Annotated in this window: 10 protein-coding genes; 8 read left to right on the top strand and 2 right to left on the bottom strand. The window is 59.4% G+C overall.

Features of this window, described 5'->3' with window-relative positions; translation table 11 throughout:
• Nucleotides 1-7: 7 nt before the first annotated feature.
• Nucleotides 8-778 (bottom strand): helix-turn-helix domain-containing protein, encoded by a 771-nt coding sequence (locus tag J3D54_RS03625; RefSeq protein ID WP_253416725.1) that lies wholly within the window; start codon nt 776-778, stop codon nt 8-10.
• Nucleotides 779-862: 84 nt separating this feature from the next.
• On the opposite strand from J3D54_RS03625, the gene J3D54_RS03620 reads away from it, so the two are divergent.
• The 7 genes from J3D54_RS03620 (at nt 863) to J3D54_RS03590 (ending at nt 12,026) form a co-directional block, all read left to right on the top strand.
• Nucleotides 863-2,047 (top strand): MFS transporter, encoded by a 1,185-nt coding sequence (locus tag J3D54_RS03620; protein WP_253416724.1) that lies wholly within the window; start codon nt 863-865, stop codon nt 2,045-2,047.
• A 146-nt stretch (nt 2,048-2,193) separates the two neighbouring features.
• Nucleotides 2,194-3,876 carry a fatty acid--CoA ligase gene (locus tag J3D54_RS03615; protein ID WP_253416723.1) on the top strand — a complete coding sequence of 561 codons (1,683 nt, stop codon included), beginning with the start codon at nt 2,194-2,196 and terminating at the stop codon, nt 3,874-3,876.
• A gap of 334 nt (nt 3,877-4,210) precedes the next feature.
• Complete coding sequence (locus tag J3D54_RS03610) at nt 4,211-6,100, top strand: DUF1302 domain-containing protein (protein ID WP_253416722.1); 1,890 nt, start codon at nt 4,211-4,213, stop codon at nt 6,098-6,100.
• Between the two features lie 28 nt (nt 6,101-6,128).
• Entirely contained in the window at nt 6,129-7,493 is a 1,365-nt protein-coding gene (locus tag J3D54_RS03605; protein WP_253416721.1) for a DUF1329 domain-containing protein, read from the top strand.
• A 230-nt stretch (nt 7,494-7,723) separates the two neighbouring features.
• A complete protein-coding gene (locus J3D54_RS03600; RefSeq protein WP_253416720.1) occupies nt 7,724-10,462 on the top strand; it encodes a LuxR C-terminal-related transcriptional regulator in 2,739 nt (912 codons plus the stop codon).
• Nucleotides 10,463-10,547: 85 nt separating this feature from the next.
• Nucleotides 10,548-11,189 (top strand): MBL fold metallo-hydrolase, encoded by a 642-nt coding sequence (locus J3D54_RS03595; RefSeq protein ID WP_253416719.1) that lies wholly within the window; start codon nt 10,548-10,550, stop codon nt 11,187-11,189.
• Between the two features lie 105 nt (nt 11,190-11,294).
• A complete protein-coding gene (locus J3D54_RS03590; protein ID WP_253416718.1) occupies nt 11,295-12,026 on the top strand; it encodes an OmpA family protein in 732 nt (243 codons plus the stop codon).
• Nucleotides 12,027-12,176: 150 nt separating this feature from the next.
• Here J3D54_RS03590 and J3D54_RS03585 read toward each other — a convergent pair whose 3' ends face one another.
• Nucleotides 12,177-12,611 (bottom strand): DUF1043 family protein, encoded by a 435-nt coding sequence (locus J3D54_RS03585; RefSeq protein WP_253416717.1) that lies wholly within the window; start codon nt 12,609-12,611, stop codon nt 12,177-12,179.
• Between the two features lie 145 nt (nt 12,612-12,756).
• Here J3D54_RS03585 and J3D54_RS03580 point away from each other — a divergent pair, with 145 nt between their 5' ends.
• Nucleotides 12,757-13,386 carry an alpha/beta hydrolase gene (locus J3D54_RS03580; protein ID WP_253416716.1) on the top strand — a complete coding sequence of 210 codons (630 nt, stop codon included), beginning with the start codon at nt 12,757-12,759 and terminating at the stop codon, nt 13,384-13,386.
• Nucleotides 13,387-13,400 lie beyond the last annotated feature (14 nt).

Below are 13,400 nucleotides of genomic sequence, written 5' to 3'. Positions count from 1 at the left end.
TGAGTGTCTATGGGGGATTGAGCGCGCTCAATTTGTTCAGCGCGTTCAGGTATTCCCGAGGGTTTTCCCCGAGCAAACGGCGAAACATCGCGCTGAACGCCCGAGCACTGCCGTAGCCCAGATCGCGCGCCACGCTCTGCACGCTTTCCCCGGCGAGCAGGCGCGGCAGGGCTTCCATCAGGCGCAGTTGCTGGCGCCAGGCATTGAAGTTCATCTTCAGTTGTTGCTGGAACAGCCGCGCCAAGGTTCGAGAACTGGCGCCGACCTGCTGTGCCCAGTCTTCCAGGGTGTTGGAATGCTCCGGTGCGCGCATCAGCGCCAGGCAGATGCCCAGCAGGCGCCGATCTTCGGGCATTGGAATGTGTAGCGGAAGGTTTTCCAGGCTGGCGATCTCTTCCAGCATCAGCTTCTGAATCAATGAGTTTTCCGCGTGTCGCGGACCTTGCACTGCGCGCAGGATCAGCTCGCGCAGCAGCGGTGTGACGGCCAGCACACAGCACTGTTGCAGAGTTGACGGCGACAGTTCGGGGGCAATGAACAGCGAACGCATGCGCACCGCGCCCGACATGAAAATCTCATGTGCCACCAATGGCGGAATCCATACGGCTCGGGTCGGTGGAATGACCCAGGCACCTTGCTCCGTGACCACTCGCATGGTGCCGCAAACGGCGTACAGCAACTGCGCTTCGCGGTGTTGATGCAGCTCCTGGTGAGCGCCGTCCACGTAATCTCGCGGATAGGCGCTGACCGGCCCGTGCAGGAAATGGCTGATTAACATGTCAGATCCAATGACTTTGTTGTCAGGAATGCTCTTTTTCGCCAACTTAGCATAAGCCGCTCACTACAACGTAAGCGTGCCGCGATGAACCAGACTAGAAATGTCCTCCGCTACATCAACGCAGCCCATGTGATCGATCACATGTTCATGCTGATTTTTCCCGCCGCCATTCTCGGCATGACCCAGGCCTTCGCGCTGGACTACGCCACGCTGATCGGCCTGTCCCTCGGCGGTTTCATTGCCTTTGGCGCCTGTTCGCTGCCGGCCGGTTGGCTAGGGGATCACTGGAGCCGACGGAAAATGATGCTGGTGTTTTTTTTCGGCATTGGCGCCTCGGCAATCTTTACCGGCGTGAGCAGCAGTGCACCGATGCTGGTACTCGGCCTGACGCTGATCGGGATTTTCGCCGCGATCTATCACCCGGTAGGCACCGCGATGCTGGTGGCTTACGCGCAGCATCGCGGTCGGGAAATCGGTATCAACGGTATGTGGGGCAACCTCGGCGTGGCATTTTCGGCGCTGATCACCGGGTTGCTGGTGGCGCAGTTCGGCTGGCGTTCGGCATTCATTTTGCCCGGCGTGGTAGCGATTGTGCTGGGCATCGGTTTCGCGTTTCAGGTGCGCGAAGAACCGATCCCGAAGCGTGCGCACATGCCGCTCAAAGGTGTGGCTGGCCAGCGGATTTCCATGTTCATGGTGTTCGGCGTACTGGCCTTGGCCACCGCGACCGGCGGTGTGGTGTTCAACGCCACGACCATGACCTATCCGAAACTGTTTCAGGAGCGCCTGCACGATTTGTTCGCTTCACCGCAAACTCTTGGCGTCGTGGTCAGCCTGGCGTATGCCTTCGGCGCCGCGGCGCAGTTGAGCATCGGTCGGGTCTTGCATCATTTCAGTCTGAAATGGCCGTTTATGGTGTTGACGCTGTGCCAGGCGCCGCTGTTGTTCGGGTTGGCCTATGTCGACGGTTGGGCCGTGATAGCGCTGGGCGCGGCGTTCATGTTCGTGGTGTTTGGCCAGGTCACGGTGAATGATGCGATGGTCGCCAACTTCGTCGCGCCGCAATGGCAGTCCCGAGTCTTCGCGCTGCGTTACTGTTTATCATTCGGTGCCAGTGCTAGCGCCATTCCGCTGATTTCGTTCGTCGAACCGCGCCAAGGTTTTGTAGGCCTTTACCTGATATTGGCGGGTTTTGCGGCGTTGACCTTCGTGGCAGCAGTGGTTTTCCCTCGGACACCATCCGAGGCGGCCGTAGGAAAAGCGGTGTAACGGCGATGAATTCCTGCAAGTAATGGCGCAAAGCTAGCATTTGTACGGCTCTGCAAATCATACCTTTGGCTGATTTGACTGGCGTTCAAGGCCACTAGAGTGCTTAGCTTTAGCAGCCAAGACTGTGCAGTCAAAAAGGGACTCTTATGTTGCAGACTCGCGTTATTCCTCCAGCCGAGGGCGCTTACCGGTATCCGCTGTTGATTAAACGGCTGCTGATGTCCGGCGCCCGTTACGAAAAAACTCGCGAGATCATCTACCGCGATCAGTTGCGCTATAGCTATCCGACCCTGATCGAGCGGGTCGCGCGGCTGGCCAATGTGCTGACAGAGGCCGGCGTGAAGGCCGGGGACACCGTGGCGGTGATGGACTGGGACAGCCATCGCTACCTGGAGTGCATGTTTGCCATCCCGATGATCGGCGCGGTGATCCACACCATCAACGTGCGCCTGTCGCCGGAACAGATTCTCTACACCATGAACCACGCCGAGGACCGCTTTGTGCTGGTCAACAGTGAGTTCGTCGGTTTGTACAAGGCGATTGCCGGGCACCTGACCACGGTGGAGAAAACCCTGCTGCTGACCGACTTGCCGGAAAAGACCGCCGAGCTGCCGAACCTTGTCGGCGAGTACGAGCAACTGCTGGCCGCGGCGAGCCCGCAGTACGACTTCCAGGACTTCGACGAAAACTCGGTGGCCACTACGTTCTACACCACCGGCACCACCGGTAACCCCAAAGGCGTGTATTTCACCCACCGGCAACTGGTGCTGCATACCATGGGCGTGTCGACCATCATGGGCGCCATCGACAGCGTGCGGCTGTTGGGCACCAACGACGTGTATATGCCGATCACCCCGATGTTCCATGTGCACGCCTGGGGCTTGCCGTATGTGGCGACCATGCTCGGGCTCAAGCAAGTCTATCCGGGCCGTTATGACCCCGAGTATCTGGTGGAGCTGTGGCGCAAGGAGAAGGTGAGCTTTTCCCACTGTGTACCGACCATTCTGCAAATGATCCTCAACTCCAAGGCGGCGCAAAACGTCGATTTCGGTGGCTGGAAAATCGTCATCGGCGGCAGTGCGCTCAACCATGCGCTGTACGACGCCGCCAAGGCCAAGGGCATCCAATTGACCGCCGCTTACGGCATGTCGGAAACCGGGCCATTGGTATCCTGCGCCCACCTCAACGATGAGCTGATGGCCGGCACTGAAGACGAACGCACCACCTACCGGATCAAGGCTGGTGTACCGGGGCCGTTGGTTGAGGCGGCAATCATCGACACCGACGGCAACTTCCTGCCTGCCGATGGCGAAACCCAGGGCGAACTGGTACTGCGTGCGCCGTGGCTCACCGAGGGTTACTTCAACGAGCCGCAAAAAGGCGCCGAACTCTGGGCCGGGGGCTGGCTGCACACCGGCGACGTGGCAACCCTGGACAGCATGGGCGTGATCGACATCCGTGACCGGATCAAGGATGTGATCAAGACGGGGGGCGAGTGGATCTCTTCTCTGGACCTGGAAGACCTGATCAGTCGCCACCCTGCGGTACGCGAGGTAGCAGTAGTGGGTATCGCCGATCCGCAGTGGGGCGAGCGCCCGTTTGCGCTGCTGGTGGTTCGCGAAGGGCATCAGATCGGGGCCAGGGAACTCAAGGAGCACCTCAAGCCGTTCGTTGAACAGGGGCACCTGAGCAAGTGGGCTATCCCGAGCCAGATCGCCATTGTTACTGAAATTCCCAAGACCAGCGTCGGCAAGCTCGACAAGAAGCGTATTCGCGTCGACATCACCGAATGGCAAGCTAACAACAGCACCTTCCTCTCGACGCTTTAAGCGTCATCTGGCGTGCCCGAAAGGGCGCGCCAGAGCCACCAAGCAAGCGCTTGGCTTGTTAAATTCGAATTTTCAGCCATCCTTGCCGTGCCGACATGTGTCGGACTGGCGAAAGGACTGTTCCAGAGTGGCCCGCAGTTGCAAATCACACTTTAGAGGGATCAAGCACTACTACCTGCTGGCTATAGTCCGCTCACGGATTTTTAAGAACGGAGCTCACGTACTAAAAGGGGCGATGCAACTTTGGAGTGACTTCGGACCGCCTGGCTTCCGGTCACCCACAGCGTTTTTAAAAGTACTCAGCCATAACAATAATGCACATGGAGTAGCGTCGATGACATCAGTAAACCAGTTCTGGCGCCGGGCGAAACTGCCCCTGGCGGTCAGTCTTGCTTCTTCGCTCGCCGGGCCTGCATTCGGCGTCAGTTTCAACGTCGGTGAAATCGAAGGTCAATTCGACTCATCCCTGTCGATCGGAGCCAGTTGGTCTACTCAGAGTCCCAACAAAAACCTCATCGGCGTCAATAACGGGGGCCGTGGCCTGTCCCAGACGTCCGATGACGGTCACGCCAACTTCAAGAGAGGCGAAACTTTCTCGAAGATCTTCAAGGGTATCCATGACCTTGAATTGAAATACGGCGACACTGGCGTCTTCGTCCGGGGCAAATACTGGTACGACTTCGAACTCAAGGATGAAAGCCGCGAGTTCAAGGACATCAGCGACAACAACCGCAAGGAAGGCGCCAAGTCCTCCGGCGGCGAGATCCTCGACGCCTTCGTCTACCACAACTACGCCATTGCCGATCAGCCGGGCTCCGTGCGTCTGGGCAAGCAGGTTGTGAGCTGGGGTGAAAGTACTTTCATCGGCGGCGGCATCAACTCGATCAACCCGATCGATGTCTCCGCGTTCCGTCGCCCCGGCGCCGAGGTCAAGGAAGGTCTGATCCCGGTCAACATGTTCTACGTGTCCCAGAGCCTCACCGACACGCTGTCGGCCGAAGCCTTCTATCAGCTGGAATGGGACCAGACCGTCGTCGATAACTGCGGCACCTTCTTCTCCCAGCCCGACATCATTGCCGACGGTTGCGACAACAACCTGCGCGTGTTGAACAAGCGTTCGACCGTTCCGGCCGCCGCCCTGCCTACATTGACCAGGCTGGGCGTCGACGTTAACGACGAAGGTGTGCTGGTGCGTCGTGGCCCGGATCGCGATGCACGGGACAGCGGCCAGTGGGGCGCGTCTCTCAAATACATGTTCGATCCGCTGGATACCGAGTTCGGCGCCTACTTCATGAACTACCACAGCCGTGCGCCGATTTTCAGCGCTACGGGGGCTCCAGCATCGGCCTATGCGCAGGCAGCGGCCTTGCCGGGGGCGCTTCGGGCTCTGGCGCCGTTGGTGGTCGCGGGTAACTCGAACTACTTCGTCGAGTACCCGGAAGACATCCGCCTGTATGGCTTGAGCTTCTCCACCACGTTGCCTACCGGTACGGCGTGGAGCGGCGAGATCAGCTACCGTCCGAACGCGCCGGTGCAGCTCAACTCCACCGACATTCTGTTCGCCGGCGTGCGTCCATTGGGCGGCGCTCTGACCAATGCTTCGCTGCTTAATGGTGTGCCGGGTCAGGACTTGCACGGCTATCGCCGCAAGGAAATCACCCAGTTCCAGACCACCCTGACGCACTTCTTCGATCAGGTCATGGGCGCCAATCGTCTGACCCTGGTGGGCGAAGTGGGCGTGACCCATGTGGGCGGCCTGGAAAGCACCTCTGACGTCCGCTATGGCCGTGACCCGGTCTATGGGCCTGGCGAACTGCCGTCCACCGGTGGCCTTGATACCTGCTCGGCGATCCTCAACACCAGCACCATCAATGGTGCCGGCGCAGGTGCCGCTACCAACAACCGCAGCCGCAATTGCAACGACGACGGCTTCACTACGGCCACTTCGTGGGGTTATCGCGCCCGGGCCATTTGGGAATACCCCGACGTATTCGCCGGTGTGAACCTCAAACCAAACGTGGCCTGGTCCCACGACGTGAGCGGTTATTCGCCTGGCCCTGGCGGCAACTTCGAGGAAGGTCGTAAAGCGGTAAGCCTGGGGCTCGATGCCGAATACCAGAACACCTACACCGCGAGCCTGGCGTACACCAACTTCTTCGACGGCAAGTACACCACCGTAGATGACCGTGACTTCGTTGCGCTCAGCTTCGGCGTGAACTTCTAAGCACTGCATTTTCAGGACGAACACATTTATGAAACTAACAAAGAGTCTGTTCCACGTTGGTGTTCTGGGGCTTTCGCTGTTGGCGACCGGTGTCATGGCGGCGGTCCCTGCGGCCGAAGCGGACAAGCTGGGCAAGAGCCTGACCCCGATGGGCGCCGAGATGGCGGGCAACGCCGACGGTTCGATCCCGGCCTGGAAACCCATGCCGAAAAACGCCGGTAGCGTGGACAGCAAGGGTTTTCTGTCTGATCCGTACGCGAGTGAAAAACCGCTGTTCACCATCACCGCGCAGAACGTCGACCAGTACAAGGACAAGCTCGCGCCGGGCCAGTACGCGATGTTCAAGCGCTACCCGGAAACCTTCAAGATGCCGGTCTATCCGTCCCATCGCGGCGCCACCGTGCCGGATGAGGTGTTTGCCTCCATCAAGAAGAACGCTACCAACACTAATCTGGTGTCCGGTGGTAATGGTCTGGAGAACTTCGAAACCGCGATCCCGTTCCCGATTCCGAAAAGTGGCGTTGAAGTCATCTGGAACCATATCACCCGTTATCGCGGCGGCAGTGTGACCCGTCTGATAACCCAGGCCACGCCGCAGCCGAACGGCTCGTTCAGCCTGGTGTACTTCGAGGACCAGTTCGTGTTCCGCGACAAGATGAAGGATTACGATCCGAAGAACCCGGGCAACATTCTGTTCTACTTCAAGCAGAAAGTGACCGCGCCGGCTCGTCTGGCCGGTGGCGTGCTGCTGGTGCATGAAACCCTCGACCAGGTTAAAGAGCCGCGTTCGGCGTGGGTCTACAACGCCGGGCAACGCCGTGTGCGTCGTGCGCCGCAAGTGTCCTATGACGGGCCAGGTACCGCTGCCGATGGCCTGCGTACCTCCGACAACCTGGACATGTACAACGGTGCGCCGGATCGCTATGACTGGAAGCTCGAAGGCAAGAAAGAGATGTACATCGCCTCCGACAGCTACAAGCTCGATTCGCCACAACTGAAGTACGCTGACATCATCAAGGCCGGCCACATCAACCAGGACCTGGCTCGCTATGAACTGCGTCGGGTCTGGCATGTGGTCGCGACCCTGAAGGAAGGTCAGCGTCACATCTACGCCAAACGTGACTTCTACATCGACGAAGACACCTGGCAGGCGGCGGTGGTCGACCACTACGACGGTCGCGGGCAACTGTGGCGTGTCGCCGAGGCTCACGCCGAGAACTACTACGATAAGCAAGTGCCGTGGTACGCCCTCGAAACCCTGTACGACCTGCAATCGGGCCGCTACCTGGCGTTGGGCATGAAGAACGAAGAGAAGTCGGCGTATAACTTCGGTTTCACCGCCGGCACCGCCGACTTCACCCCGGCCGCGTTGCGTCAGGAAGGCGTTCGCTAAAACGTTGTAACCCCGAGGCCGCATCCTCGAAAAAACGCCCCGACTGGTTCGGGGCATTTTTTTGGATGTTCATAAAGAGCGTCGTCCGGTGTGGCTGTCCGGTTTACCGACATCTTTGGTTGTAGTCTTTTTGTAGCCATTTGTAGCAATAACCTTCAATAGCTCTTCGTTTACCGCTAGGCTGCGGACATCTGCAACGCCGCCATCAGCCTTTCGAACAAGAGCCGGCCATGACTGATCTGTCCCCACTTCCGGACCCTGCAAGCGTTGCCGTCGCGGCACTGGACGGGCGCTTTTTCCGGCCTCCGCTGCCCGCCGGCCATGTGCTGCGGCCGCGTCTGTGCGAGCGCTTGGGTGCAGGTCTCGGTGGCAGGCTGTTGCTGGTCAGCGCACCGGCAGGGTTCGGCAAGAGTTCATTGGCGGTGGAGTTTTGTCAGGGGTTGCCGGATCACTGGCAAAGCCTGTGGTTGGGCTTGAGTCTGCGGGACAGTGATCCCGGCCGTTTTCTTGAGCGCCTGCTCGAAGGTCTTCGAGACTACTTTCCACAACTGGGCAGTCAGGCGTTGGGGCTGCTGAAGATGCGTCAACGCCATCAACCGTTCGCCTTTGAAGAATGGCTGGACGGTTTGCTCGATGAGCTGGCCGTGCACCTCTCACCCAACACGCCGCTGCTGTTGGTACTTGATGACTATCATCTGGCCCAGGGCCCGGTGCTTGATCGTTGTTTGCAGTTTTTCCTCAATCATTTACCCGATGGCCTGCTGGTCATGGTCACCAGCCGGCAACGTCCGGACTGGCATCTGGCGCGCCTGCGGCTGTCGCGGCAACTGCTTGAGTTGCATGAGCAGGATCTTCGGTTGACCCATGATGAAGCCCTGAGCCTGCTTGATCGACACAGCATTTCATTGCGTGGCGAGGCGCTGGAGAATTTGATCCAGCGCAGCGAAGGCTGGGTGGCAGGGCTGCGTTTCTGGCTGCTGGCGGCCTCCGAGGTGGGCCGCGAGGGGGCATTGCCTCAGTCGCTGTACGGTGGGGAAGGGCTGATTCGCGATTACCTGCTCGAAGAAGTCATCGATTGCCTACCCGCCGAGGTGCAGTCATTTCTGTACGACACCGCGCCTCAGGAGCGCTTTTGCAGCGAGCTGTGTGACGCCGTGCGCGAGGCCCATGACAGCGCCGAGATCCTGCGTTTCCTGCTGGCGCATCAAGTGTTTCTGGTGCCGTTGGACGAACACGGTCACTGGTATCGCTATCACCACCTTTTTTCCGACCTGCTGCGCAGCCGGCCCACCGCCCAGGCGATGGTGCCGACGGCCAGTTTGCATCTGCGCGCCTGCCGCTGGTTCAACGCCCAGGGTCTACTCGATGAGGCGGTGGAGCAGGCGTTGCGCGCCGGGCACCTGGATGTCGCGGCAAATTTGGTGCAAAACCTTTCTGAAGAGCAACTGCTGGCTGAGCAGAACGTCGGCATGTTGCTGCGCTGGAAAATGGACTTGCCCGATAGCTTGTTAATCAGCACGCCTCGGCTGATCGTGCTCTACAGCTGGGCGTTGGGGCTAGCCTGTCAACTGGACGCCGCCGAGGAGTTGGCCAGTCACCTGAGCCGCTTCCTGCCGGCGCCGTCGGCTACTGCGCAAAAATCCATGCTGGCGCAATGGCTGGCCCTGAGCGGGATCATTGCCCGGGGGCGAGGCAATCGTGAGTTGACGTTGCTGTACTGCAGCGAAGCGCTGGAGAGCCTGCCGGCCAAACGGTATGGACAGCGCCTGATGTGCCTGTCGACATTGTCCAGTCTGGCGATTGCCGATGGCGACCTGTGGCGTGCACGGGGGTTGAATCGTGATTCCCTTGAGCTGGCACAACGGGTCGGCAATCCGTTGTTCGAGGCCTTGGCTCATTACGACCGCGCCCGGGTATTACAGGCGCGAGGGGAGATCCTGCGTTCACTGGATGAAGTCCGTCAGGGGCTGCAACGCCTGCAAGGTTTATCCCCACAACGGCTTTATGCGGTGCGCGCGCGCCTGATCTTGTACGAGGGTTTTTTGCTGGCGCTGCGCTTGCAACCCCAGGCCGCACGGGCACGTTTGCAAGCGGGGTTGGGCGAAGCCCGGGCCTGTCGCGACATCAGCGTATTGATCGGTCACTGCGTGATTGCCCGGCTGGAGGGCAATAGCGGCGAATTCGCGAAGGCCTTCGCCGAACTTGCCGAGGCCGAGCGTCTGATGCACATCTGGGACGTCCCACCGATTTACTATCTGGCGATGATTACCCTGGTCAAATGTGAACTCTGGCTGATCCAGGGTCGTATCGATCTAGCCGAAGCGTGGCTCGCGCGATTGGGGCAGACCTACAACGGCGAGCACCCGGCGGCCCCCCCGGAATTCCATCCACAACTACCGCTGCACATTGAGTTGCAACAGGCCGCACTGGACATGATGAAGGGCCAGCCCATGCTCGCCGAAGGGCGCCTGAATGCACTGCATGAACACGGTCAGCGCAGCGGTCGGCAGATGCTCAGCGTGATGGCGCTGAATCAGAGCGTTACGTTGTTGTTGGCGGGCGGACGCGAGGCCGAAGCCCGCAAGGCGCTGGCCCAGGCTTTGGAAGCGGCCACCGGAGGTGCCCTGCAACCGTTTGACCGATTACTGGCCGAGCACCCGGACTGGCTGCGTGGGCAACTTCAACTCTGTGCACCGACGGCCGTTGCGCAGAGCCTCTCGGAAAAACTTCCTGCGATGGCCTCCCGTCTGGTGGTGGAGTTATTGCCCGCTGCCGAACAACTCAGTACGCGTGAGTTGGCTGTCCTGCGACTTATCGCGCAGGGGTGTTCGAATCAGGAAATCAGCGACCAGTTGTTCATTTCGCTGCATACCGTTAAAACCCATGCCAGCCATATCAACAGTAAGCTTGGGGTTGAGCGCAGGACCCAGGCGGTGGCGCGAGCGAAGGAATTGGGGATGTTGGGGTAACGCATTTTTACGATGCGAATAGGTGTAAATGGATTAATGCGATTTTGTGCCAGAATTGGCCATTCCTGTTTTCCGAGCGTGCCCGATGTCTCAGCAACCCACCCTCATCCGCGAAACCTTCCCCGTCGGCCCCCTCCAGTGCAACTGCACAATCATCGGCGACCCCATCACCAAAAAAGCCATCGTCGTCGACCCGGGCGGCAATCACGAGCTGATCCTGGCGCGGCTCGACGCCTTGGGCCTGAAGGTAGTCAGCATCATCCACACCCACGCGCACCTCGATCACTTCCTGGCCTCCGGCCAGTTGAAGGAGAAAACCGGTGCGACGCTGCACCTGCACAAAGAAGATCAATTTCTCTGGGACAACCTGGAAATGCAGTGCCAGATGTTCGGCGTGCCTTACACCCCGGTGCCATCGCCGGATCGCTGGTTGGACGATGAAGAAGAGCTGGCTTGCGGTTGTGGTGTGGCGTTGCACACGCCGGGTCATACACCGGGTTCCATGAGCTTTTGGTTTTCTGAAGCTAAGCTGCTGATTGCCGGTGACACGCTGTTCAAGCGCGGGGTAGGACGCACGGATTTGTGGGGCGGCGATCAGGCGACGCTCGTGCGGTCGATCAAGCAGCGGTTGTATACCCTCGATGAAGAGGCAACCGTGGTGGCCGGGCATGGTCCGGACACCTGTCTGGGCGATGAAATGCGCGGTAACCCCTTCGTGCGAGCTTGAATGGCACTGACGGAATTTTTGTCGTTGCCAGTGATCCAACGCCCGCAAAGGTTCATTGCTTAAGTCCGTTGCACCACAGAATGCAAAAAAAGTAGGAGCTCCTCCATGTTCACCTCGCGTCGTTTGATTGTTGTCGCTACTGCAGTGGCTCTGTTGTCCGGTTGTGCATCGCCGAACCCTTATGACAACCAGGGTCAGGCCGATGGCAGCTCCACGGGCATGAGCAATACCGCCAAATACGGTGGCCTCGGCGCCCTGGCCGGTGCGCTGGCCGGTGCTGCCATCAGTCACGATAACCGTGGCAAGGGCGCGCTGATTGGTGCCGCCGTGGTGGGCGCTTCCGCCGCCGGTTACGGTTACTACGCCGACCAGCAGGAGAAAAAGCTGCGGGCCAGCATGGCCAATACCGGGGTTGAAGTGCAGCGTCAGGGCGATCAGATCAAGCTGATCATGCCGGGTAACATCACCTTCGCTACCGATTCGGCGAACATCGCGTCGAGCTTCTATCAGCCGCTGAACAATCTGGCGGGCTCGCTCAAGGAGTTCAACCAGAACCAGATCGAAATCGTCGGCTACACCGACAGCACCGGCAGCCGCCAGCACAACATGGACCTGTCCCAGCGTCGTGCGCAGAGCGTAGCGACTTACCTGACCTCCCAAGGTGTCAGCGGCGCCAACCTGTCGGCACGTGGTGCCGGGCCGGATAACCCGATTGCCAGCAACGGTGATACCAATGGCCGGGCACAGAACCGCCGCGTCGAGGTCAACCTGAAGGCGATTCCGGGCCAGCAGTATGGCGGTCAGCAACAGCAAGGCACTGTGCAGCAGTACCCATAAGAGGCTGACCTCTCCTTGAAATGAAAATGCCCGATCCTTAAAGGATCGGGCATTTTTTGTGCCGCTTGTTCAGGCGATGAAAACTTCAGAATAAAAAAAGCCCCCGGACAATCACTCGTCCGAGGGCTTTTTGTGTCGCGCGAGACCTGATTACTTCTTCAGGCCGTAATGCTCATCGAGCATACCCGGCGCGTTCGGGGCTTTGGGGGCGTAATCGCGAGGAGGCTCCTGATCGCGCGGCGGCGTCAGGCGCTCCCGTGGAGCCTGCCCCGCATCGGCGTGCAGGGCAGCCAGCAAGCGTTGGCGAGTCTGCTCGTCCAGGGCCAGGCGGTTGGCGCCCTCGGCGAGATGATCCTGCACTTCCTGGTAGCTCTGAGTCAGTTTCTTGACCAGTGTTGCAGTGCTGTTGAAGTGGGTGACCACTTCGTTCTGATACTTGTCAAAACGTTCCTGAATATCATCCAGCTGACGTTGCGTGCTGCTCGGAGCGGCATTCGGCACCAGGCGAGCGATCAGGAATCCAATGGCGACACCCACAACCAGGGCAAGAGTCGGCAACAACCAAACTAAGAGCGAGTGTTCCACGAGTCCTTCCTCTATAAACGGCTTTGCTTTACGTTAACGGCTCGAACCTGCGCTGTATACCGCGATTCACTCGCAATAGATTTGGCACAGACAATTTGCTAGACGAGTCGACCCGATTCGAGGTCACGGAGTTCCTTCCTTGCTTATGCGCGAAACCCCTGTAGTGATTGATGGCCCGGTGGGCCAACTGGAAGCTCTTTACCTGGACAATGAGCAGCCCCGCGGCCTGGCGCTGATCTGCCATCCGAACCCGGTGCAGGGCGGCACCATGCTCAACAAAGTCGTCTCGACCCTGCAGCGCACCGCGCGGGACGCCGGTTTGATTACCTTGCGTTTCAACTACCGTGGCGTCGGCGCCAGTGAAGGCTCGCACGACATGGGCTCCGGTGAAGTCGACGATGCCCAGGCCGCGGCCGAGTGGCTGCGGGCCAAACATCCTGAATTACCTTTGACCCTGTTCGGTTTCTCCTTCGGCGGTTTTGTTGCAGCCAGTCTCGGCGGACGCCTGGAGGCCAAGGGGGAGCAGATCAAGCATCTGTTCATGGTCGCGCCGGCGGTCATGCGTCTGGGTGATCAGGATCAACTGCCGCAACAAGGTACATTGACTCTGATTCAGCCGGAAACCGACGAAGTGATCGATCCGCAACTCGTTTACGATTGGTCTGACGCACTCGATCGTCCCCATGAGCTGCTGAAAGTGGCAGAATGCGGACACTTTTTTCATGGCAAGCTGACCGATCTCAAGGATCTGATCCTGCCGCGTCTTTCGAATTGATTGCAGTCTGACAA

Origin of the sequence: Pseudomonas sp. GGS8, assembly GCF_024168645.1 — a bacterium.
Lineage (GTDB): Bacteria > Pseudomonadota > Gammaproteobacteria > Pseudomonadales > Pseudomonadaceae > Aquipseudomonas.
Note: the sequence above shows the minus strand (reverse complement) of the source record. Positions and strands in the feature narration are given on the sequence as shown.

What these genes read in the sequence shown, in the direction of transcription:
- J3D54_RS03625 (WP_253416725.1), bottom strand. Translation starts at nt 778, where the DNA reads ATGTTAATCAGCCATTTCCTGCACGGGCCGGTCAGCGCCTATCCGCGA.
- J3D54_RS03620 (WP_253416724.1), top strand. Translation starts at nt 863, where the DNA reads ATGAACCAGACTAGAAATGTCCTCCGCTACATCAACGCAGCCCATGTG.
- J3D54_RS03615 (WP_253416723.1), top strand. Translation starts at nt 2,194, where the DNA reads ATGTTGCAGACTCGCGTTATTCCTCCAGCCGAGGGCGCTTACCGGTAT.
- J3D54_RS03610 (WP_253416722.1), top strand. Translation starts at nt 4,211, where the DNA reads ATGACATCAGTAAACCAGTTCTGGCGCCGGGCGAAACTGCCCCTGGCG.
- J3D54_RS03605 (WP_253416721.1), top strand. Translation starts at nt 6,129, where the DNA reads ATGAAACTAACAAAGAGTCTGTTCCACGTTGGTGTTCTGGGGCTTTCG.
- J3D54_RS03600 (WP_253416720.1), top strand. Translation starts at nt 7,724, where the DNA reads ATGACTGATCTGTCCCCACTTCCGGACCCTGCAAGCGTTGCCGTCGCG.
- J3D54_RS03595 (WP_253416719.1), top strand. Translation starts at nt 10,548, where the DNA reads ATGTCTCAGCAACCCACCCTCATCCGCGAAACCTTCCCCGTCGGCCCC.
- J3D54_RS03590 (WP_253416718.1), top strand. Translation starts at nt 11,295, where the DNA reads ATGTTCACCTCGCGTCGTTTGATTGTTGTCGCTACTGCAGTGGCTCTG.
- J3D54_RS03580 (WP_253416716.1), top strand. Translation starts at nt 12,757, where the DNA reads ATGCGCGAAACCCCTGTAGTGATTGATGGCCCGGTGGGCCAACTGGAA.